Annotated in this window: 21 protein-coding genes; 15 read left to right on the top strand and 6 right to left on the bottom strand. The window is 71.4% G+C overall.

Annotation, left to right across the window (positions count from 1 at the left end):
* Nucleotides 1-26 precede the first annotated feature (26 nt).
* Genes ACIBJH_RS09660 through ACIBJH_RS09650 form a run of 3 tightly spaced genes read right to left on the bottom strand, consistent with a single transcriptional unit; the run spans nt 27 to nt 4,755 of the window.
* A complete protein-coding gene (locus ACIBJH_RS09660) occupies nt 27-1,544 on the bottom strand; it encodes an AMP-binding protein (protein WP_399116285.1) in 1,518 nt (505 codons plus the stop codon).
* Nucleotides 1,541-3,859 carry a CoA transferase gene (locus ACIBJH_RS09655; protein ID WP_399116284.1) on the bottom strand — a complete coding sequence of 773 codons (2,319 nt, stop codon included), beginning with the start codon at nt 3,857-3,859 and terminating at the stop codon, nt 1,541-1,543. Before ACIBJH_RS09655 ends, ACIBJH_RS09660 begins: the two co-directional genes overlap by 4 nt.
* Before the next feature lie 17 nt (nt 3,860-3,876).
* Nucleotides 3,877-4,755: an alpha/beta fold hydrolase gene (locus tag ACIBJH_RS09650; protein ID WP_399116283.1), complete on the bottom strand. Its 879-nt coding sequence runs from the start codon at nt 4,753-4,755 to the stop codon at nt 3,877-3,879.
* A gap of 127 nt (nt 4,756-4,882) precedes the next feature.
* Here ACIBJH_RS09650 and ACIBJH_RS09645 point away from each other — a divergent pair, with 127 nt between their 5' ends.
* Both ACIBJH_RS09645 and ACIBJH_RS09640 read left to right on the top strand, forming a co-directional pair.
* On the top strand, nt 4,883-5,368 hold the full coding sequence (locus tag ACIBJH_RS09645; protein WP_201051015.1) for a MaoC family dehydratase N-terminal domain-containing protein: 486 nt from the start codon (nt 4,883-4,885) through the stop codon (nt 5,366-5,368).
* Nucleotides 5,365-5,772 carry an acyl dehydratase gene (locus ACIBJH_RS09640; RefSeq protein WP_399116282.1) on the top strand — a complete coding sequence of 136 codons (408 nt, stop codon included), beginning with the start codon at nt 5,365-5,367 and terminating at the stop codon, nt 5,770-5,772. Before ACIBJH_RS09645 ends, ACIBJH_RS09640 begins: the two co-directional genes overlap by 4 nt.
* On the opposite strand, the gene ACIBJH_RS09635 is transcribed toward ACIBJH_RS09640, so the two are convergent.
* Nucleotides 5,693-6,394, bottom strand: a complete 702-nt coding sequence (locus ACIBJH_RS09635) for an HAD family hydrolase (protein WP_399116281.1) — start codon at nt 6,392-6,394, stop codon at nt 5,693-5,695. The two genes, ACIBJH_RS09640 and ACIBJH_RS09635, sit on opposite strands and share 80 nt — an antisense overlap.
* A 64-nt stretch (nt 6,395-6,458) precedes the next feature.
* Complete coding sequence (locus tag ACIBJH_RS09630) at nt 6,459-7,640, bottom strand: MFS transporter (RefSeq protein ID WP_399116280.1); 1,182 nt, start codon at nt 7,638-7,640, stop codon at nt 6,459-6,461.
* Nucleotides 7,641-7,729: 89 nt separating this feature from the next.
* Between ACIBJH_RS09630 and ACIBJH_RS09625 the strand changes: the two genes are divergently transcribed.
* Nucleotides 7,730-8,491 carry a DeoR/GlpR family DNA-binding transcription regulator gene (locus ACIBJH_RS09625; RefSeq protein ID WP_399116279.1) on the top strand — a complete coding sequence of 254 codons (762 nt, stop codon included), beginning with the start codon at nt 7,730-7,732 and terminating at the stop codon, nt 8,489-8,491.
* Nucleotides 8,492-8,518: 27 nt separating this feature from the next.
* Here the strand turns inward: ACIBJH_RS09625 and ACIBJH_RS09620 are convergent, their stop codons facing one another.
* Nucleotides 8,519-9,472, bottom strand: a complete 954-nt coding sequence (locus tag ACIBJH_RS09620) for a zinc-binding alcohol dehydrogenase family protein (RefSeq protein WP_399116278.1) — start codon at nt 9,470-9,472, stop codon at nt 8,519-8,521.
* Between the two features lie 233 nt (nt 9,473-9,705).
* On the opposite strand from ACIBJH_RS09620, the gene ACIBJH_RS09615 reads away from it, so the two are divergent.
* The 12 genes from ACIBJH_RS09615 to ACIBJH_RS09560 all read left to right on the top strand — a co-directional run bounded on the left by ACIBJH_RS09615 (nt 9,706) and on the right by ACIBJH_RS09560 (nt 20,701).
* Nucleotides 9,706-10,914, top strand: a complete 1,209-nt coding sequence (locus tag ACIBJH_RS09615) for a Rieske 2Fe-2S domain-containing protein (protein ID WP_399116277.1) — start codon at nt 9,706-9,708, stop codon at nt 10,912-10,914.
* Between the two features lie 115 nt (nt 10,915-11,029).
* On the top strand, nt 11,030-12,364 hold the full coding sequence (locus tag ACIBJH_RS09610; RefSeq protein ID WP_399116276.1) for a M20 family metallopeptidase: 1,335 nt from the start codon (nt 11,030-11,032) through the stop codon (nt 12,362-12,364).
* Entirely contained in the window at nt 12,361-13,317 is a 957-nt protein-coding gene (locus ACIBJH_RS09605; RefSeq protein ID WP_399116275.1) for a catechol 1,2-dioxygenase, read from the top strand. The genes ACIBJH_RS09610 and ACIBJH_RS09605 overlap by 4 nt, the downstream gene beginning before the upstream one ends.
* Before the next feature lie 7 nt (nt 13,318-13,324).
* On the top strand, nt 13,325-14,194 hold the full coding sequence (locus ACIBJH_RS09600) for an alpha/beta fold hydrolase (protein ID WP_399116274.1): 870 nt from the start codon (nt 13,325-13,327) through the stop codon (nt 14,192-14,194).
* 43 nt (nt 14,195-14,237) lie between these two features.
* A complete protein-coding gene (locus ACIBJH_RS09595) occupies nt 14,238-15,053 on the top strand; it encodes an IclR family transcriptional regulator (protein ID WP_262058919.1) in 816 nt (271 codons plus the stop codon).
* Entirely contained in the window at nt 15,050-15,571 is a 522-nt protein-coding gene (locus ACIBJH_RS09590; RefSeq protein ID WP_399116273.1) for a MaoC family dehydratase N-terminal domain-containing protein, read from the top strand. Before ACIBJH_RS09595 ends, ACIBJH_RS09590 begins: the two co-directional genes overlap by 4 nt.
* Nucleotides 15,568-15,960, top strand: a complete 393-nt coding sequence (locus tag ACIBJH_RS09585; protein ID WP_200716016.1) for a MaoC/PaaZ C-terminal domain-containing protein — start codon at nt 15,568-15,570, stop codon at nt 15,958-15,960. Before ACIBJH_RS09590 ends, ACIBJH_RS09585 begins: the two co-directional genes overlap by 4 nt.
* 69 nt (nt 15,961-16,029) lie before the next feature.
* Nucleotides 16,030-17,043, top strand: a complete 1,014-nt coding sequence (locus ACIBJH_RS09580) for an NAD(P)/FAD-dependent oxidoreductase (protein WP_399116272.1) — start codon at nt 16,030-16,032, stop codon at nt 17,041-17,043.
* Between the two features lie 2 nt (nt 17,044-17,045).
* Nucleotides 17,046-17,366 carry an indolepyruvate ferredoxin oxidoreductase subunit alpha gene (locus tag ACIBJH_RS09575; RefSeq protein WP_399116271.1) on the top strand — a complete coding sequence of 107 codons (321 nt, stop codon included), beginning with the start codon at nt 17,046-17,048 and terminating at the stop codon, nt 17,364-17,366.
* 156 nt (nt 17,367-17,522) lie between these two features.
* Nucleotides 17,523-18,860, top strand: coding sequence for an amidohydrolase family protein (locus ACIBJH_RS09570; RefSeq protein ID WP_399116270.1), 1,338 nt, complete (start codon nt 17,523-17,525; stop codon nt 18,858-18,860).
* 10 nt (nt 18,861-18,870) lie between these two features.
* The gene (locus ACIBJH_RS09565; RefSeq protein ID WP_399116269.1) at nt 18,871-19,833 is read left to right on the top strand and encodes an ABC transporter permease; all 963 of its coding nucleotides are present in this window, start codon (nt 18,871-18,873) and stop codon (nt 19,831-19,833) included.
* Complete coding sequence (locus ACIBJH_RS09560; RefSeq protein WP_399116268.1) at nt 19,823-20,701, top strand: ABC transporter permease; 879 nt, start codon at nt 19,823-19,825, stop codon at nt 20,699-20,701. The genes ACIBJH_RS09565 and ACIBJH_RS09560 overlap by 11 nt, the downstream gene beginning before the upstream one ends.
* Nucleotides 20,702-20,717: the final 16 nt, after the last annotated feature.

The following is a 20,717-nucleotide window of genomic DNA, read 5'->3' as shown; positions in this document are numbered from 1 at the left end:
ACGAGTGATTCAAGAAAACAAACGGTTCAAGTTTGATGTCGTGCCGGAGTGGGAGATGTGGAGCGGTCCCAGGTGGTGGCGGTGACCCCACGTTCCCGCAATGCCGCCTTGCGAACTTTGCCGGTCTCGGTGAGCGGGAGCTCACGGACGGTGTCGAGGTAGCGGGGCACCGCGAACGGGGGCAGCTCCTCCGCGCAGTGCCGTACGAGGTCCCGGAGGTCCAGCGCCTGCCCGGGCGCGGGCACGACCGTGACCATCACCTCGTCCTCGGCCAGCTCCGAGGGCACCGGGAAGGCCGCCGCGTCGGCGACCGCCGGGTGCGCGCGGACGACGGACTCCACCTCGTGCGAGGAGATGTTCTCGCCGCGCCGCCGGATGACGTCCTTGATCCGGTCGACGAACCGGAACCACCCGTCGGGCTCGCGCACCACCCGGTCCCCGGTGCGCCGCCACTCGGTGGGTCCGGGCTCGGGCTCCCCCAAGTAGCCTGTACAGAAAGCGAGTTGGTGCGTGCTGCGGACCAGCAGCTCGCCAGGCACTCCGTCCGGGACGGGGTCGAGCAGTTCGTCCACCACGCACGCGGAGAAGCCTTCGCGCACGGTGCCGACGAAGCCGGGCCGCTGCTCCTCGGGCGTCGACCCGATCACGAGGTTCGTCTCCGTCGACCCGAACCCGTCGACGAGCGTGACCCCGAACCGCTCGCGGAAGGGCTGCCACGCGGACCCCGGAGTGGCCGGGGAGAGCGCGCGCCAGGCCCGGTGCGCGCGGTCGGCGGAGCCGGGCGGCTGCGCGAGCAGCATGGGCACCATCGCGCCCAGCAGATAGGCGGTGGTGGCTCCTGCCTCCGCCACCCGCTCCCAGTAGCGCGTGGCGGAGAACCGTTCGTCGATCACACAGCTCGCGCCCACGACCATCGCCTGCGTCAGGGTGGTCAGTGCGTTGGTGTGGAAGAGCGGCAGGCAGGTGTACAGCACGTCGTCGGCGGTGAGGCGGAGCGAGTCGGAGACGTTGCGGCCCCACCAGACGGCCTGCGCGTGCGGGCAGCGCACCCCGCGCGCCGCGCCCGTGGTGCCGGACGTGAACAGCACGAACGCCGTGTCGTCCGGACGCACTTGGGCCGGCGGCACGGCGGCGGCCACGCCCGGCACCGGTACGTCTCCCCCGCCCACGACCCACAACTGCCCCTGAAAACCGGCCGCTACGACACGCTCCGCCAACTCCTCGTCCGCCAACAGGAATTGCGGTTCCGCCGTACGCAGCACCTGCCTCAGCCCACTGCCCCGCAGACCGGTGTTGAGCGGGACCAGTACCGCTCCCAGCCAGGCGCAGCCAAGGACGAGATCCACGAACTCGATCCGGTTGCGCGCCATGACGGCGACGCGGTCCCCCGGCCGACAGCCGCGCTCCGCGAGCGCTCCCGCCGTCGTGGCCGCGGCCGTACGGGCCTGCGCGTACGTCCGCGTCACCTCCCCGACCCGCACGAAGGGCCGGTCGCCGAACTCCGCTGCCGCCGCCTCGATGAGACCGGGGACGGTGTCGATCACCGCAGGACTCCCGCCTCCCGGAGCTGCTGGACGCGTTGGGCCGAGAAACCGGCCACCTCTTTCAGTACGGCGTCGGTGTCGGCGCCGAGCACGGGCGCGGCCTCCCGGACCGCGCCGGGCGTGCGGGTCAGACGGATCGGGACGCCCTCGTGGAGGAACGCGCCCGCGACCGGGTGCTCCTTGCGCACATAGAAGCCGCGGACCCTCAACTGCGGGTCGTGCTCGACGAGTTCACGACCCTCCTGGACCGCCCCGGCCGGGACACCGTGGGCCTGGAGCGCCTCGGCGGCGACATCGGCGGGGAGCGTGCGGGTCCACTCCCCCAGCGCGGCGTCGACCAGGCCGGTGGCGTGTCTGCGCGCGTCGGCCGTCGAGGTCCGTTCGTCGGTGGCGAGTTCGGGGCGGCCGATGACCTCGCACAGCGCGGCCCACTCCGTGTCGTCGCGCACGCTGACGGCAAGCCAGCGGTCCGCGCCGAGGCAACGGTAGACGCCCTGCGGGCTCCAGCTCGGATGGGTGTTGCCGGCCGGTGTCACCTTCGGTCCGCCGAGGAGGCTGGTGCCCATGTGGGCTGCGATCGCCTCCAGTTGGGACAGGTCGATGTGCTGTCCGCGTCCGGTGCCGGCGCGGTGCTCCAGGGCGGCGACCGTGGCAAGGGCGGCCTGCAGTCCGGCGACGATGTCGCCGTGGCCGTAGATCACCCCGACCACGTCGTCCGGCCCCCAGCCGGTGAGCGCGGTCAGACCCCCGCTCGCGGAGACCGTGTCGGCGTACGACACCCAGCCGTTGCGCGGTCCGGTGTGGCCCATGCCCGACATGCTGACGTAGACGAGCCCGGGGTTGATCCGGCGCAACTCCTCGTAGTCCAGGCCGAGTTTACGCATGACCGTGGAGCTGAAGTTCTCCACGAGGACGTCGCTGTGGGCGATGAGTTCGCGGAGCACCTCGATGCCGTCGGCGGTGCGGGTGTCGAGGGCGATGCTGCGTTTGTTGCGGTTGACCTCGTTGAAGTAGCCGTTGGTGTTCGGGTCCGTGTGGGGGCCGCGGGAGAGATGCATGAACGGGGCGAAGCGGGTGGGGTCGGGGCGGCCCGCGGACTCGACCTTGATGACGTCGGCGCCGTGGTCGGCGAGGATCTTCGTGCAGTAGGGGCCGGCCAGGACCCAGGTCAGGTCGAGGACGCGGATGCCGTGCAGAGCGGGGTGTGCGGCGGCTTGCCGCACAAGCACAGGGCGTTCGGCGGGCGGTCCGGCGTGCAGCAGTTCCTGGTCCGCGCCCACGGCCCGGACCTCCAACTCCCGTACCCGGTGGCCTTCGGGGAACGCGAACGGGAAGCCCAGGTCGGTCCGTTCGCCCTGCGGTGTCCGTACCCGGGTGAAGAACTCGCGGGCCGTGAGCTGGGGGTTGTCGGGGAGTTCGTGGGGCAGGTCGACGGCGGCCCAGGGGAGTTTCCTGGCCTGGGCGCGCTCCGCGAACTCGGCCTTGGGCCAGGTGCCCACGAAGTCCTGGACGACCTTGAAGACGTGCTCCTGGTGCTTCTTGCGTTCGACCGGGTCCTGCCAGCGCGGTTCCGTGAGATCGGCCGCCGCGTCCTCCTCGCGCAGCCACTCCAGCAGCGCGTCCCACATGCGGGGGCTGCCGCCGAGCCCGCCGCCCAAGTAACCGTCGGCGGCCCGGAACAGGCCGTGCGGGACGAGGGGGTGGACGCGGCCGGGGCGGGGCGGCACCCGGTCCTCGTGCAGATAGGCGAGGGTGCCGGCCTCCAGGGCGGCGGCCACGCAGGCCTGTGCGGAGACGTCGATCAGCTGTCCCGGGCCGGTGCGGCGGGCGCGCAGGCCGAGCAGGGCGGCGAACGCCGCATTGACGCCCGCGAGCTGCTCCGCCTGCTGCTCGGGGAGCCGTAGCGGCGGTCCGTCCGGGTCGCCGACCTGGGCGAGCATCCCGCCGAGCGCGGCCACCACGAGGTCGGTGCCCTGCCAGTCGCTGCGCGGGCCGACCAGTCCGAAGGGGGTGACGCGGACGTGCACGAGGTCGTCGAGCCCGGCGACGAGCGCCTCCGCGCCGCCCGGACTCCCGTCGAGCAGCACATCGGCGGTGCTCAGCAGGGCGCGCAGGTCATCCGGCGAGGCGGGGACGACCGAGCGTTTGCCCGCGTGCCAGTGCACGAAGGCGTCGCCGTCGAGTTCGCGTCGCGTCCCGTCGCCTTCCGGTGGCTCGACGAGTACGACCTCGTAGCCGAGTCCGACCAGCAGTCGGCCGGCGAACCGGGTGAAGGGACTGGACAGTTCGACGACGCGCGGAGCGGCCTGGCTCACGTCTCCTCCCCGGAGAGTCAGTTGTGCTGCTGGTTCAGGAAGCCGGTGACGACGCTGTGGTAGTCGTACGGCCGTTCCTCCTGCGGGTGGTGGGAGGCCTCGCTCATCACGTGCAGGTTGCCCTTGGGGATCATGCGGGCCAGCATCAGCGGGTAGTCGGGGGTCAGGAACGCGTCCTGCATGCCCCAGACGAAGAGCGTCGGCGCGGTGATCAGGCCGAGTTCGGCGGTGAGGTCCTGCCAGTCGCCGCGCGGGTTGTCGGAGGCGCCGGCGAGGGCGGTCTCCTCGGGGTCGAGGCTCTGCTCGTAGCGCAGGGTCACGGTGCCGTCGGGGATGGCGTCCGGGTCGAACCACTCCAGGCGGGCGATGAGTTCGCGCATCTTCTGCCAGGAGGGGCCGGTGCCGCCGTAGTAGACATCGCGGGCGTTGCGGCCTCGCCGGCCGCCTTCCGGGAGCGGGGCGAGAGGGCCGTAGAAGACGGGCATGCTGCCGGTGATCACCAACGACCGTACGCGGTCGGGGTACTTGGCGGCGAGGTTGAGGGCGATGGTGCCGCCCCAGGAGTTGCAGACGAAGTCGGCGCGGTCGATGCCGAGTTCGTCGAGGAGGGCCACGGTCTTGGCCGCGTGGTAGTCCCACATCGGGCCCTCGATCACGGGCTTGGCGGACTTGCCGTACTGGAGGATGTCGACGAGCAGGCAACGACGGTCCTTCGCGAACAGGGGGGCCACCTGTCCGAAGTCCGACCAGCCGGTGCAACCGGGGCCGCCGCCGTGCAGGAAGACGGTGGGGCTGACCGTGGGGCCGCCCTCCCCCAGTTCGACGTAGTGGTATTTGACGCCGTCCGCTTCCGCGTAGGCGCCCTCCGGCGGGGGCTGGATGTCCATGAGGTCCATGTCCCGATGGTGGGACGGCGGCGATCTCCGCCCAAGCGGAACGGTCCGCTGAGCGGGCCGGATCCGTGGCGGCCGGGGGACGGTCCTCCTTAGCGTCCGCGTATCGGATGAGGACAGGAGGCAGCCCATGTTCCGGAACGCCGAACTGGAGCTGGTCGAGGAGCGGGCCCGGGCGTCACTGGGGACGTGGGAGCGGCGGTCGCTGGGGGTCGTACGGGCCGAGGACGCGGCGGAGTTCGCGCGGGCGGCCGGGGAGAGCGCGCCGCGTCTCGTCGATCCCGGCCACGCCGACTTCGCCGTGCATCCGATGTACGTGGTGAGCCTGCTGCGCGGGGCGCCGGGGGCCGACGCGTCGGAGTTCCGGCCGGACGGCATGTACCGCGACGAGGTGCCCGGCACCGACGGGCTCGGGGTCCGGCTGATGGCGGGCGGCCAGGCGGTGCGCTGGATCGCGGCGGCCCGGGCCGGCGACCGGATCGAGCTGCGGCGCGCGCTGACCGCCGTGGAGCGCAAGGGCAGTGGCGAGGGGTTCGTGCTGCTCACCGTGGAGAAGGTGTACGGCTCGGTGCGGGGGACGCTGGTCGAGGTCACGGAGAGGTTCATCGTCCGATGACGGACCGTCACATCAGCGTCGGGCAGGCCGTGTTGCCGGTCGGAATGACGCCCGACGCCATCACCTTGCTGCGGTTCGGCGCGGTCACCCGCAACGCCCATCGCATCCACTACGACACGGAGTTCGCCCGCTCGGAAGGGCTGGCGGGGCCGGTCGTCATGGCTCAGCTGCACGGCTGTCTGTTCTATCGCGCCGCCGCGCAGTTCGCGGGCGAGGGCGGGCAGGTGCGGGAGGTGGAGTGGCAGAACCGGGCGCCGGCCGGCGCGGGAGAGCGGCTGGTGGTGACCGGAACCGTGCGTGCCGTGGGCGGAGTCGACGGCGAGATCACTCTCGATCTGGTCGAGCGCTGCGGTTCCGGTGACGTGGTGTGCTGCCGGGGGCGGGCCGTGGTCGTCCTGGGGTGAGAACCGCTCCAGCGGGCAACCATGCGTCGATGACGGCTGCGAGTTCCTCGCGGTCGGTGAAGACGTGTCCGTCCATGCCCACGGCACGCGCGGCTCGTACGTTCTCCTCCCGGTCGTCGACGAAGAGGAAGTCGCCCGGGGTGGCGCGCAGGGCGACGACACAGTGCTCGAAGGCCGCCGGGTCCGGTTTCGCCGCTCCGATCTTCCCGGAGAAGGCCACGTGGTCCAGCCGGTGCAGCCAGGGCTGGGCGGCGAGGAAGGCGTCCGCGTGGTCCGAGGGGATGTTGGACAGCAGGGCGACCTCGGCGACGGCGCGGAGGGACTGGACGTAGGCGACCATCGAGTCGTCGACGCGTGACCAGCTGTCGATGTCGGTGCGGCGCAGTTCCTCGATCGTGTCGGCGTCGACGGGCCTGGACAGCCTTCGCAGTACGGCGGTCCAGTACTCGGGCGCGGACTGGTGACCGGCGTCGTAGGGCGGGCGGCAGGACCAGTAGGCGGTGGTGAAGGCGTCGGTCGGGGTGTGACAGCGGGCGGCCATCCGCCGCAGGGCGCCCGGGCGTTGGTGGTGGGCGATGACTCCGAAGAGGTCGAAGAGCACGATGCTCCGGTCGGTGGGCATGGCGAGGGTTCCTCCGGGTTCCGGGGGCCTGTGCGGCACGGAGTGAGCCGTGCCGCACAGGCGGTCAGGGGCCGCTGTGTGCCGGCTCGGGCGTGCGGTCGGATCCGGTGCGCAGGATTCCGGCGGCCACCGCGGTGACCGCGCACAGCAGGATCAGCAGCACGAAGGCGTGGTTCAGGGCGACGAGGTGGGTCAGCCAGCCGATGACGGCGGGGCCCGCGAGCATGCCGACGTAGCCGAGCCCGGCGACGCGGGAGACATTGGCCCCGGCGGCGGAGGGGTCGGCGTGCCCGGCCGCGCTGAACAGCTGCGGGACACAGCCGGACAGCCCCAGACCGAACAGCGCCCACCCCACGAACGCCGCCCAGATCCACGGGGAGACGGTCACGATCGTGATGCCTACGGCGGCCGTCGTCGCGCCGTACCGCAGGATCGCCATGGACCCGAACCGGGCGACGAGGCGGTCGGCGAGGAGTCGGCCGACGGTCATGGTCGCCGCGAAGGTGCCGTACGCGAAGGCGGCGGTGCTGGCGGGTGCGTCGAGGACGTCCTTCAGGTGCAGCGCGCTCCAGTCGTTGGCCGCTCCCTCGCACAGCATGACCATCAGGGCCAGGGCGGCGAGGATCCAGATGCGTCGGGCGGTGCCACGCCGCTCGGAAACCCGGACCTCCGCCTTGGCGGCGATCGGCGCGGTCGGCAGCAGGGCGCGTGCCGATATGAGGGCGGTCGCGATACCCAGAACTCCCATAGCAGCCATGCCCGTTGCCGGGCTCAGACCTGCGCTCGCCGTGGCCGCTCCGACGAGTGCGGCGAGGACGCCGCCGACCGAGAACGTGGCGTGGAAGGCCGACATGACGGGCCTGCCGTACGCCTTCTCCACGTGCACGGCGTGCGCGTTCATGCTCACGTCCAGGCAGCCGTTGCAGAATCCGAAGACCAGCAGGGCACCGGCCAGCGTCCACGGGTCCCGGGCCAGGCCGGGCAGTACCAGGGCCGCGCTGCACAGCGCACCGGTGGCGGGGACGACGACGCGCGCCCCGAGCCGGTCGGTCAGCGGCCCCGCCACCTGCATGCCGATGAAGGCTCCGAGGCCGAGCAGCACCAGCAGTCCCCCGAGCGTCGCGTGCGTGATGCCCACGCGCTCCTCGACGGCGGGGATGTTCACCACCCAGGTGCCCATCAGCGTCCCGCACAGACTGAAGTAGACGAAGGTCGCGATGCGGGCGCCTCGAAGCGAATCATTCATGAGATCCACCGTAACGAACACTATTAGCGATTGAATATTGGCGTTTCGCACACATTGAATGTTCGTTTCGGCTGGTGTTCAATCGCCTCATGAGCAACGCAGACCGGCACGGGACGATCGCGCAGGCCGTCAGGGAGACGGGCCGGATCACCGTTCAGGAACTCGTCGAGCTGACCGGCGCCTCCGAGATGACCATCCGGCGCGACCTCGACGCGCTGGCCGCGCAGGGCGTCCTCGAACGCGTCCGGGGCGGGGCGCGCACCCTGCTGCTCCGGGGCGAGGAGCCGCCGTTCGCGCTGCGGGCGCACGAGTCCGTCGAGGCCAAGCGGCGGATCGCGGCCGAGGTGTCCTCCCTGATCGCCGACGGCGAGACCGTCCTCCTCGACAGCGGCACCACCTGCCTGGAGGTCGCCCACCTGCTGCGCCGCCGGCCGGTCACCGTGATGCCCCTGTCCTTGCAGGCCGTCCACGTCCTCGGCGAGAGCCCGGGCCCAGCCACCCTGATGGTGCCGGGCGGGCAGCCCCGGGCCGCCGAGGGAGCGCTCACCGGCCCCCTCACCCTCGCGTCCCTGGCAGCCCTGCGCTTCGACACCGCCGTCATGGGCTGCTGCGGGCTGAGCGCGGCCGAGGGGCTGACCGCCTACGACCTCGACGACGCGGCCGTGAAGAAGGCGGGCATCGCCTCCTCGCGCCGCATCGTCGTCGCCGCCGACGGCGGCAAGCTCGGCCACACCGCGTTCGCCCACGTCGGCCCCACCACCCTGCTGCACACCCTCGTCACCGACACCACCGCGCCCGATGACGAGGTGACGGCGCTCGAAGGCGCGGGTGTCGTCGTCAAGGTCGTGTGACGGGACTGCCCCGAGGCGCGGGTCGCCTCAGTCCAGTTCGAGAACGACCTTTCCCACCGCCTCCCCGCTCCGCAGCCGCTCGGCGGCCTCCGCGAACCCGTCCAGTCCATGGCGTTCGATCTCCAGGGTCAGCGCCCCCGTCCGCAGATCCGCCAGCAGCGCCTCCGCGTCCGCCGCGACCTCCTTGCCCCGGGTCATCAGGTTCACCGGCAGCAGGGACACGTCCGCCAGCAGGAAGTCCGCGAGGTCGACGGTGAATTCGCGTCCGGCCGTATAACCGACGAGTGCCACGCGCCCGCGCGGGCGGACCAGCGGGAGGGCGTCGCGGAGCACCGGGCCGCCGACCGTGTCGATGACGACGTCGACCGGGCCGCCCACCGCCTCCGCGGACAGGTCGGTGGCCAGCAGGGACTTGGCGGGCGCGGGGACATGGGCGAGCTTGGCCGGACGTCCGACCACTCCGATGACCTCGGCCCCGGCCCGCGCGGCGACCTGCACGGTCAGCGCCCCGACCGCGCCCGCCGCGCCGGTCACGAGCACCCGTTCCCCGGGCTGTACCTGCGCGACCGCGTGCACGGCCGCCCACGCCGTGCCCGCCGGCGAGAACCAACTGCACGCCAGGGCGGGGTCCGTACCTTCCGCCACGACCTCCACCGCGGCGTCCGGAACCAGTGCGTGCTCCGCCCAGCAGCCGTCGCGGCGCAGGCCGAGGCCCTTGCCGCCGAGCCGGACGAGGGTGCCCTCGGGGTGGCTGTCGGAGGCGAGGACGACCCCGCATCCGGTGGTGCCCGGTACGGCGGGCAGATCGGGCAGGATCCCGAACTTGCCGTCCACGACGTTGAGATCGAGGTGCCCCACCTGGGCCGCCCGCATCCGTACGAGGGTGTGGCCGGGGCGCGGCTCCGGCACCGGGCGCTCCACCAGGCGGGGCAGCGAGCCGAAGCTCTCCAGGACCAGGGCGCGGGACAGGGCGGTCGTCACAAGCTCACTCCATATCGACGCGGGACGCGACGCCCCGCGGGGCGCGGCCGGATCCGGTGCGGCCCGGCGATCCACGCACGGTAGAACGGCGGGCCGCCCCGGCGCGGCGACGAGGGTCCGCTGAACGGGACGTGACGGCACGGTCTGCTCAGTGGACCGGGTCCCTTGGGCGGATCCGGCCGTCCGCCGCATGCTCGGCTCACAGCTCACCCGGCAGCAGGAGGACGCCCACGATGACGGTCGACGACACTCCCGACACTCAGCCACCGGTCCGGAGCCGCCGCAGACCAGCAGGTGAGCCCGGCCGCCAGGACTGGAAGTCGTGGCCCCACTACGACGCGGCGGGCGCGGGCTTCCGCGGCTACTGGTACCCGGTCACCTGGTCCAGTCAGATCACCGGCGATCCGCTCCCGTTCACGATCTGCGGCGAGAAGATCACCCTGATCCGCGACAACGGCACGGCGTACGCGCTGCACAACCGCTGCCCGCACCGTGGTGTCCCGCTCTCCGAGGGCAATCAGCAGTTCCCGGGTACGGTCAGTTGCCCGTACCACGGCTGGACCTTCGACCTGCCCACCGGCAAGCTCGCCGCGGTCATCACCGATGGTCCCGGCTGCCGGCTGACCGGCAAGGTCTCGGTGCGGACGTACCCGGTCGAGGAGCGGCTCGGCATGGTGTGGGTGTACATCCCCCTCGCCGACGAGGAACCGCACTCCATCGACTCGCAGCTGCCCGAGGAACTGGTCTCCAACGCCTTCGTGATGGGCGGCCGGATCGACCCGCGCAGCGGCAACTGGCGTTTCGCCTGCGAGAACGGCTTCGACGAGGGACACGCCAAATACCTGCACCGCACGGCACTTTGGCGCCTGTTCAAGCCGATGCCGACCTGGAACATCACCCGGATCGTGCCCAAGGGCCGCTGGATCTTCCGGGTCCAGGACGAGGTGTACTGGGAGGCGGACTTCCCCGGCGTCGGGCGCTGGACCAACAAGCGCTGGTGGAAGGCCCAGCCGCCGAAGGAGACCTTCAACATCGGCAACACGGGCAAGCCCGACAAGGTGAACGAGACGATCGAGGCCCAGGAGTTCCCCGGCTTCGCGTCCCTGTCGATGCCGGGCGTGCTGCGCATCGCGTACCCGAACTTCATCCACTACGAGTTCTACGTCCCCGTCGACGAGGACAACCACCGCTATGTCGGCGTGATGGTCAACTTCACCGAGGGCTGGGAAACCCTGCGTTTCTACGCCAAGTACCTCGGTGCGATCCGCTGGTTGTTCCACGGCCAGTTCTCCGGCCAGGACGCCTGGATGGTCGACATCACCGACGCTCCCCCGGAGAAGCTCTACCGCCCCGACATCTCGCTGACCGCCTGGCGGAACCTCAGCGAGGAGGAGTACGGCAAGAAGCTCGCCGGTACGGGCACCGAAGAGAAGGAAGCCTGACCATGGGCCGCACACTGCTCACCCTGCTCGTCGGAGTGGGAATCGCGATCGGGCTCCCGCTCGCGAAGAAGCGCTTCGAGCGTACGACGATGACTCAGGTACACAGGATCAACCAGTGAGCGCCGCGGGCGAGTTGGCCGGTCTGGACGACAGGCGGGCCGCCTGGACCGCCGACGCCTGGCGGCATGTCACCGCCGACCGGCTGCGCGACCTGATCACCGGGCTCGTCGACGTCCCGTCCCCGACCGGCGACGAGGGCCCGCTCGCCGCGCACATCGCCGACACCCTCACGACGGCCGGCTGTCCGGCCCGGGTCCAGCCGCTGGACGACCGGCAGGCCAACGCCTGGGCCCGGCTCTCCGGCGACGGCACGGGCCCCGACCTGATGCTCTACGCGCCGATCGACACCCTGACGGTCGGCGAGGAGAGCGAGGATCTCCCGTGGATCGGGACGGAGTTGCGCGACGACATGCGTCCGCGCGCCACCGTCCACGACGATCTCGTCGTCGGCCTCGGCGCCTCCAACCCGAAGGGCCACGCGGCCTGCGTGATGATGGCCGCCGAGGCGATCGCGCTGGCCGGCGTCCCCCTCACCGGCGACCTGGTCGCGGCCTTCGGCGCCGGCGGCATGCCCACCAACGCGCGACCGGGCGGCAGCCGCCTCAACACCGGCCAGGGCGTGGGCTGTTCGTTCCTCCTGGAGCAGGGCGTGTGGACGGACTACGCGCTCATCGCCAAGCCCGGCTGGACGGTCTCCTGGGACGAGGTCGGCCTCGTCTGGTTCAAGGTGACGGTCCACGGCACGCACACCTACGTCGGCTCCCGCCACCGCCTCCCCTACGACAACGCCGTCGCGCGCGCCGGTGAGGTGACCCGGCATCTGGAGGAGTGGTTCGTCGAGTACGCCGAACGGCACACCTCCGGCACGGTCGCACCGCAGGGCATCGTCTCCTCGATACAGGGGGGTTGGCCCCGGATGGCGGCGGTGACACCGGCCTCCTGCACCCTCATGGTGGACCTGCGGATCGGCCCGGACACGACGCCGATGCGGGCCAAGCGGGAGTTCATGGCGGCCATCGGCGCCCTGCGCGACAAGAACATCGACGTCGGCGCCGAGATGGTGCTGGCCGTCCCCGGCACCAGCACCGACCCGGAGAGCTGGATCTGCCGCAGTGCGACGGCGAGTTGGGCCGCCTTCGAGGGGCGCGAGCACGAGGTGATCCGGGGCAACAGCGGTGCCACCGACGCCAACATCCTGCGCGGGCGCGGCATCCCGACCGTACGGGTCGGCATGCCGAAGGTCACCGACTCCCTCTTCGACATCGACTTCGCGCGGGGCATGAACACGGTCTCCGTACGGGCCATGGAGAAGCTGACGCGCCATCTGATCCGTACGGCGGTCGACACGGTGACCCGGTCCCGCGCCGAGGTGGAAGGAAGAGCGGCATGACGGAGATCGTCCTGGGCGTGGGTGCCTCGCACAGCACGCTGATGAACACCCACTGGGAGGAGACCTTCCACAAGGACCGGGCGGAGCGGTTCCGCGACGCGCTGTCCGAGGCCCGGGAGGCGCTGCTCGCGGCCCGCCCCGACACGGTGATCCTGGTGGGTTCCAATCACTTCCGCGGCTTCTGGCTCGACCTGATCCCCAGCTTCACGATCGGCGTCGGCGAGTGCATCGCGAGCGGCGAGTCCGGCACTCCCGAGGGCCCGCAGCCGGTCGACGTCCCGTTGGCCCGGCATCTGGCCGACTCCCTTGTGGAGAGCGGCGGTTTCGACCCGGCGTTCTCGGCCAGGCTGCAGATCGACCACGGTCAGTCGCACGCCATCCAGTACCTCTTCGAGGGCCTGGACGTGGAGATCGTGCCGATCGTCGTGAACGTCTTCGCCCCGCCGCTGCCCACCCTCACCCGCTGCGAGGAACTGGGCCGCGCGATCCGGGAGGCCGTCCTCTCCTTCCCCGGCGACCGGCGGGTCGCGGTGGTCGGCTCGGGCGGGCTCTCGCACCGGCTGCCCTGGCCGGACTGGCGCGAACCGCACGGCGACGACGAGGAGTTCATGGTCGGCGCCTGGCTGAATGGCCGGGAGAACTGGCAGGACTACGACGTCCGGCGCCGCGAGATCATCCGCGCCGCCGAGGCCGCGCTCAACCCGGACTTCGACGACGAGTTCCTGTCCCTCGTCGAGCGGGGCGAGGTCGGCCGCATCACCGCATACAGCACCGAGGAGTTGGAGAAGGTCGCCGGCAACGGGGCGCAGGAGCTGCGCACCTGGCTGCTGATGTCGGCCGTGCTCGACCACGTGCCCGGCCGCCGGCTGGCGTACGAACCGATGCCCGAGTGGCTCACCGGGATGGGCGTAGCCGTCCTCGACCCCCAACAGGCCCCCACCGAAAGGCAGTAAGGCAGTCATGAGCATCTGGACCGAACTCTCGGGCATCGACTACCGGCACGCGTACGTCGAGACCGGCGATGTCACCACCCGCGCCCTCCAGGCCGGCCCCGAGGACGGCGAGCACGTCGTGTTCCTGCACGGCACGACGGGCCACCTGGAGGCCTTCGTCCGCAACATCCCGGCGCACGCCGAGGCCGGCTACCGCTGCCACGCCATCGACATGCTGGGCCACGGCTACACCGGCAAGCCGGACCGCCCGGGCGAGATCCCCGCGTACGTCGACCACCTGATGGCCTACCTCGACGCGGTGGGCGCCGAGCGCGCGCACCTGGTCGGCGAGTCGCTGGGCGGCTGGGTCGGATCGTGGGCCGCGAGCGAGCACCCGGACCGGGTCGCCTCCCTCCAGCTCCTGTGCATGGGCGGCACGAAGATCAACCCGGCGGTGATGGAACGGCTGAAGACCTCCACCCGCGCCGCGGCCATGGAACCGGAGATCTCCTACACCCGCGACCGGCTGGCCCTGCTGTGGGCCCAGTGGGACGAGGACCTGGGCGCGGAGCTGACCCAGGTGCGCTACGAGATCTACCACCACCCCGACTTCCAGCGGAACCTGCACAACCTGCTCGCCCTCCAGGAGGTCGAGGCCCGTGAGCGGAACCTGCTGCGCCCCGACCGCATGGCGCGGATCAAGGCCCCGACGCTGGTGGTGTGGGGCAACAAGAACCCGCTCGGGGACGTTCCGGAGGCCGAGGCGATCGCCGCCGCGATTCCGGGAGCGAGGCTTGAGGTCTTCACGGAATGCGGACATTGGCCGCAACATGAGAAGGCTTCACTGTACAACCCGCTGAGTCTCGCGTTCCTCGCCGAGTCGTCGTCCAGTCACTGAACGTGAGATTCCAGCCGTAACCCCTGATCGTGAGGTGTCTGCCATGACCGTCGTCCCGATCGCCCGCGCCGTGGCCCCCGCTCCCCCGCCTCCCGCGACCGGACCGTCCCTGGGACCCGACTCGATGAACTCCGTCCTCGGCAAGGTGCGACCCATCCTGGAGGCGTTCACCGTCGACGACGAGTCGCTCTCCCTGGCGGATCTCGTGCGCCGTACGGGCGTCGCGAAGGCCACCGTGCACCGGCTCTGCCAGGAGCTGGTGGTGTGGGGGCTGCTGGAGCGGGCGGGGTGCGACTACCGGCTCGGGCTCAGGCTCTTCGAGATCGGGCAGCGGGTACACCGGCAGCGGATCCTGCGCGAGGTGGCGCAGCCGTACATGGAGGATCTGCTGCTGGCCACCCAGGAGACGATCCACTTCGCGATCCACGACGGCCTGGACGTCGTCTATCTGGAGAAGATCCTGCCGCACCGGGGCCTGAGCGAGGAGTCCCGGGTGGCGGGGCGGCTGCCGCTCTACTGCACGGCCACCGGGAAGGCGATCCTGGCCTTCTCCCCCGCCGCCCTGTTCGGTGAGGTGGTCAGGAACGGGCTGAAACCGTTCACCCGGCACACGATCACCTCGCCGGGGCGGCTGCGCGCCCAGGTGGAGCGGATCCGGGAGGAGCGTCTCGCGACCGAGGCGGAGGAGGTCAGGCTCGGCTACATGAGCATGGCCGTGCCGGTCTTCGGGCGGCAGAACACGCTCGCCGGCGCCCTGTCGATCACCGCGCCGACCTATCGGGTGGACGCCGCCGCGCACGCGAGCGCGCTGCGCACCGCGGGGCTCGGCATCGGCCGGGCGCTGCGGTCGGCCCTGTGAGCGCCCTGGACGAGGTGCTGTCCCGGGCCCGGAGTCTGGTCGGCCGCTGGGAGGACGAGGACTGCGGCACGGTGACCGTCAAGGACTTCTGCCGGTACGCCGCCGCGCTCAACGACGCCGACTACATCCGCCGGGCGCGGGAACAGGACGCGGCGGGCGCTCCCGTGGAGGCTCCCGCGCTGTTCCTCGCGGCCACCATGAGCTGGGAGGACGGCCCGCCCGAAGGGGAGTTGCGGCCCGACGGGCTCGCCGCCCGGGAGTCGCCGTGCACCGAGGGCCTGCCGGTCCGCCAGGTGCACGGCGGGCAGAGCGTCCGACTGCTGCGGGCCCCGGTCGCGGGCAGCCGGGTCACCGCTTCCCGCGCGGTCACCTCCGCCGAGCGCAAGGAGGGCCGCTCCGGCCCGTTCGTCCTGCTGGGCCTCACCACCCGCTTCACGACGGCGGACGGCACCGAACTGACCGCCGTGGACGAGACGATCGTCGTCCAGGAGGCCCTCGATCCCGCTGGAGCGGTATGAACACGCCGGTCGCCGGGGACAGTTGCCCGCCGCAGCGGTACACGCACAGCACGGTGCAGCTCTTCCGCTTCAGCGCCGTGTCGTGGAACTCGCACCGCATCCACTACGACTCCGCCTTCGCCGCCTCGGAGGGCTTCGAGGACGTGGTCGTCCAGTCCACCCTGCACGGCGAGACCCTCACCCGGTACGCGTTGGCGTGGGCCGGCCCGAACTCCCGTCTGGAGACGGTGAGCTGGCGCAACCGTACGACCGCCGTGGCCGGTGAACCCCTCACCTGGACCGCGACCGTGCGCGCGGTGGAGGGCGCCCGGGTGTCCCTGGACGTGGCCGTCGTCAAGGCCGACGGCACCCCCTGCGTGACCGGAAGCGTCGAACTCGCCCTGGTCTGAGGGGGGGCGTCCCGGCAGCCGGACCGGTTCCGTTGGGCGCGGAGCGGTCCGTTCCTACGCTCCTGAACCATGAGCGTTCACCTTGCCGAGCCGGTCGAGACACCGGTGGTCGAGACCGACATCCTGATCATCGGCGCCGGCCCTTCCGGCCTCTACGGCGCCTACTACGCGGGCTTCCGCGGACTGCGCGTCACGGTCATGGACGTACTGCCGCAGTGCGGCGGCCAGATCAGCGCCATGTACCCGGAGAAGCCCATCTTCGACATCGCCGGGTTCCCCTCGGTGCGCGGTCGCGACCTGGTCGACAGCCTCGTCGCGCAGGCCGCGCCGTACGACGTCCGCTACCTCCTGGGAGAGCGGGCCGAGGAGCTGGCCCACGACGGCGACGGTCGCCCCCTCGTCCGCACCGACCGGGGAACCGTCGTACGGGCGGGGGCGGTTGTGATCACGGGCGGGGTGGGGACGTTCACGCCCAGGCCGCTGCCTGCGGGGGAGGGCTATCTCGGGCGCGGGCAGGTGTACTTCGTGCCCAACCCGGCCGACCACACCGACCACGACGTGGTCGTCGTCGGCGGCGGCGACAGCGCCTTCGACTGGGCGGCGCTGCTCGCCCCGATCGCCCGGTCCGTCACCCTCGTCCACCGCAACGCCCGCTTCCGGGCGCACGCGGCGAGCGTGGAGAAGGTGCGCGCCCTCGGCATCGAGATCGTCACCGACTCCGAAGTGAGCGCAATACACGGCGAGTCGGGGGTCGAACGGGTCGAGGTGCGCCACCGCGTCGAGAAGACGACCCGGGTGCTGCCCGCCCGGACCGTCGTCGCCGCCCTCGGTTTCCTCGCCGACCTGGGGCCGCTGGGGACCTGGGGGCTGGAGCTCCAGGCCCGCCGGATCGCCGTCGACACCCGCATGGCCACCAACCTCCCCCGCGTGTTCGCCGCCGGCGACATCACCGACTACCCGGGCAAGGTCCGGCTGATCTCGGTGGGCTTCGGCGAGGCCGCCACCGCCGTGAACAACGCGGCCACCGTCATCGACCCGGAGGCAGCGCTGTTCCCCGGGCATTCCACCGAGAAGGAGAGCTAGTCATGGCCTACGTCATCGGATCGGCCTGCGTCGACATCATGGACCGGTCCTGCATGGAGGAGTGCCCGGTCGACTGCATCTACGAGGGTGAGCGCAAGCTCTACATCAACCCCGTGGAGTGCATCGACTGCGGCGCCTGCGAGACGGCCTGCCCCGAGCAGGCGATCACCGTCGACCGGCTCGCCGACCCGGAGCACCGGGCCGACAACCGCCGCTTCTTCGAGGACTCCTTGTCCGGCCGTACGGCCCCGCTGGGCAACCCCGGCGGGGCGACCGCCCTGGGTCCGGTGGGCGCCGACACGGCGTTCGTGAGCGGTCTGTGAGCCGGCGCGGGTGGCGCAAATCTGCGCTTCCAGGGGTGGCGCATTCCTGCGCGTCCCGCGTGAATTCCAAGCGAATGCTGCACCGCAACACGGCTACACCACAGCCGACCCACACTCCTCCTTACCAGTCCCCCGGAGAGGAGTGAACACGGTCCCATGACGGAGCGAACAGTCCTGGCGGGAATGACGTTGGTCGACGGCACAGGAGGTGCCGCACGGACCGACATGGCCGTGGTGATCGACGGTGCCGTGATCACCGAGGTGGGTGCCGCGGAAACGGTGGCGACGCACCCGGCGGACACGGTGTACGACCTGCGGGGGATGACCCTGCTGCCCGGACTCATCGACTGCCATGTGCATCTGCGGTCCAACGCGGGCACCCGGCCGCAGGACGTGCAGCTGTGGAACATGCTGACCTCGACCGAGGAACAGACCCTGCACGCCGCGGCCAACGCCCGTGAGGCGCTGCGGTCGGGTTTCACCACGGTCCGGGACACCGCGGGCTCGCTGCCCGAGGTGGCCGTCAAGCACGTGATGGACGAGCACGTCCTCGACGGGGCACGGGTCGTCGCCTCGGGGCTCGTGGGCATGACGGCGGGGCACGGCGACATGTTCTGCCCGGCCACGCTCGACGAGAAGCGGATGTGGCCGCCGGCGGACGGAGCCGACGAGTGCCGCAAGCGGGTCCGGCAGTACGCCCGGATGGGCGTGGACCTGATCAAGATCTGCACCAGCGGGGGCACGCTCTCCGTCGGCGACAAGACCGGGTGGCGCAACTACACGGACGCCGAGATCGACGCGATCGTCGACGAGGCGCACGCCCTGGACCTGAGGGTGGCGGCCCACGCGCACACACGGGCGGGGATCACGGCGGCGTTGGTCGCCGGGGTGGACACCCTGGAGCACGGCTCCGACCTCGACGAGGACCTCGTGGAGCTGATGCTCGGACAGGGCACGTTCCTGTGCCCGACCCTGTCGATCAGCGAGTTCATGACGGAGCACGGGTCCGAACGCGGTCTGGTCGCCGAGCAGTTGGACAAGGCGGAGGCACTGCGTGAGCGCCGGCTGGAGTCGGTACGCCGGGCCCATCGGGCCGGAGTGCGGATCATCTCGGGCAGCGACTCCTCCAACACGATGCGTTTCGGGAACCACGCCCGCGAACTGGAGCTGCTGCACGAGCAGATCGGCATGACTCCGGCCGAGGTCCTGGTCGCGGCGACCTCCGCCGCCGCCGAGGCCCTCGGGCTCGGTGCCAGGACGGGGACGGTCGCGCCCGGCAGGTGGGCGGACCTGCTGCTGGTGGACGGCGACCCGCTCGCCGACCTGAGTGTGCTCGCCGACCGGCGGCGGCTGCGCGCGGTGTTCCGCGAGGGCCGGGCGTTCGACCCGAACGCGGCCGGGGCCGTGCCCGGCGCGCTGGCCGCGCGACACCGCACTTCCGATCCGGACCGCCGGACGACTGCCCGGGCGTCGGCACCCGCCGTCGCGATCTAGGAGAGATCCAGTGCTGCGCTACCTCTCGATCCGTCTGGTCCGCTCGCTCGCGGTGGTCCTCTGTCTCAGCGCCATCGTGTTCGCCCTGGCGCATCTGGTCCCCGGTGACCCGGCGGCCCTGATCGCCGGCGAGAACTCGACTCCCCAGCTGCGCGCCCAGATCACCCATCAACTGGGGCTCGACCAGCCCGTGTGGTCGCAGTACCTGGGCTGGATCGGGCACGCCGTGCGGGGTGACCTCGGTTCGTCCCTGCTGGACGGGCAGAGCGTCGGCGCACAGGTCGCCGCCCGTCTCCCGGTGAGCCTGGAACTCGCCGTCTACGCGGCGGTGATCGCGGTCCTGTGGGGCATTCCGGCGGGCATCTGGTCGGCCATGTACCAGGGACGCGCGAGGGACCGGGTGGTCAACAGCGCCGCGTTCCTCGGCCTCGCCGTCCCGCCGTTCGTGGTCGGCACGGTCATGGTCCTGCTGTTCAGCACGCTGGCACCGGCCTGGCCGCTGTTCTCCTTCGTGCCGTTCTCGCAGGATCCGCTGCTCAACCTCCAGGTGCTCCTCCTCCCCGCGGTCGCCCTGGGCATCCCGTTCGGCGCGACCCTCTGCCGCTACATGCGGGCCGCCGTCCTCGACGTCGAGGGCCAGGACTTCATGCGGACGGCGGCGGCGAAGGGCGCCGGGCGACGGCGGCTGATGCTGCGGCACGCGCTGCGCAACGCGCTGGTGCCGGTGGTCACCGCCGGCGGGCTCCAGCTCGGGGTACTGGTCGGCGGCACCGTGATCATCGAGCAGGTCTTCGCGCTCCCCGGTCTCGGTTCGCTGATCGTCAACTCCATCACCCAGCACGACTTCACGGTGATCCAGGGCGCGATCCTCGCCCTCGGTGCCTCCTACGTGCTGATCAACCTGGTGACCGACCTGGTCTATCCCCTCATCGACCCCCGAATCCGGACGACAGGAGCACGCCGTGACGGTTGAATCCACCGCGCCCGCCGTCACCGTCCCCGCGGCACGCCGGCGCAGGCCGCGCCTCGGCTGGAACGCGACGCTGACCACGGGTGTCTGCGTCCTCGGCGGGATGGTGCTGCTGTCCCTGGCCATCGGTGTCTTCGGCCGCTACGCGGCGACGGACGTCAGCGACTCACTGCTCACCGGCCCCTCGGGCAGCCACTGGCTGGGCACCGACAACCTCGGCCGTGACCTGTTCACCCGGACCTTCGGCGCGGCCCGGCAGTCCCTGCTGGTGGCCTTCGGCGCGACCACGCTCGCCGCGCTCATCGGCATCCCCATCGGGCTCGTCGCCGGCTACAACGCCCGCCGGCTGGACGCGGTCCTGATGGCGGCGATGGACACCGCGATGTCCATTCCCTCCGTGCTGCTGGCACTTGTGCTGGTGTCGGTCTTCACCCCGGGCATGTGGGTCCTCATCGCGGGCATGGGCCTGATCTTCGTCCCGTACTTCGCGCGGATCGTGCGGGCCCCGGCGCTCACCGTCCGCGAGCGGGACTTCGTCTCGGCCGCCCGGATCGCCGGAGTGCCGACTCCGGTGATCATCGTTCGGCATGTGCTGCCGAACGTGCTGTCGTCCGCGCTCGTGCAGTACGCGAACACGGCGGCGACCTGCGTTCTCGTCGAGGCGTCCCTGAGTTATCTGGGCCTCGGCATCCAGCCACCGACGCCCAGTTGGGGCCGGATGATCTTCGAGGGCCAGCGCTACATGAAGGACGCGCCGCTGCTGGTGATCGTCCCCGGCGTCACCCTGGCCGTCGCCACCGCGGCCTTCGGTCTGATCTCCGACGGCCTGCAGGAACAGCTCAACCCGCGCGGCAAGCGCCGTACGCCCTGAACGGGCGCCCGCACCA

It is taken from the genome of Streptomyces sp. NPDC050548 (assembly GCF_044457385.1).
Classification (GTDB): Bacteria; Actinomycetota; Actinomycetes; order Streptomycetales; family Streptomycetaceae; genus Streptomyces.
This window is presented reverse-complemented; position numbering and strand designations above follow the sequence as displayed.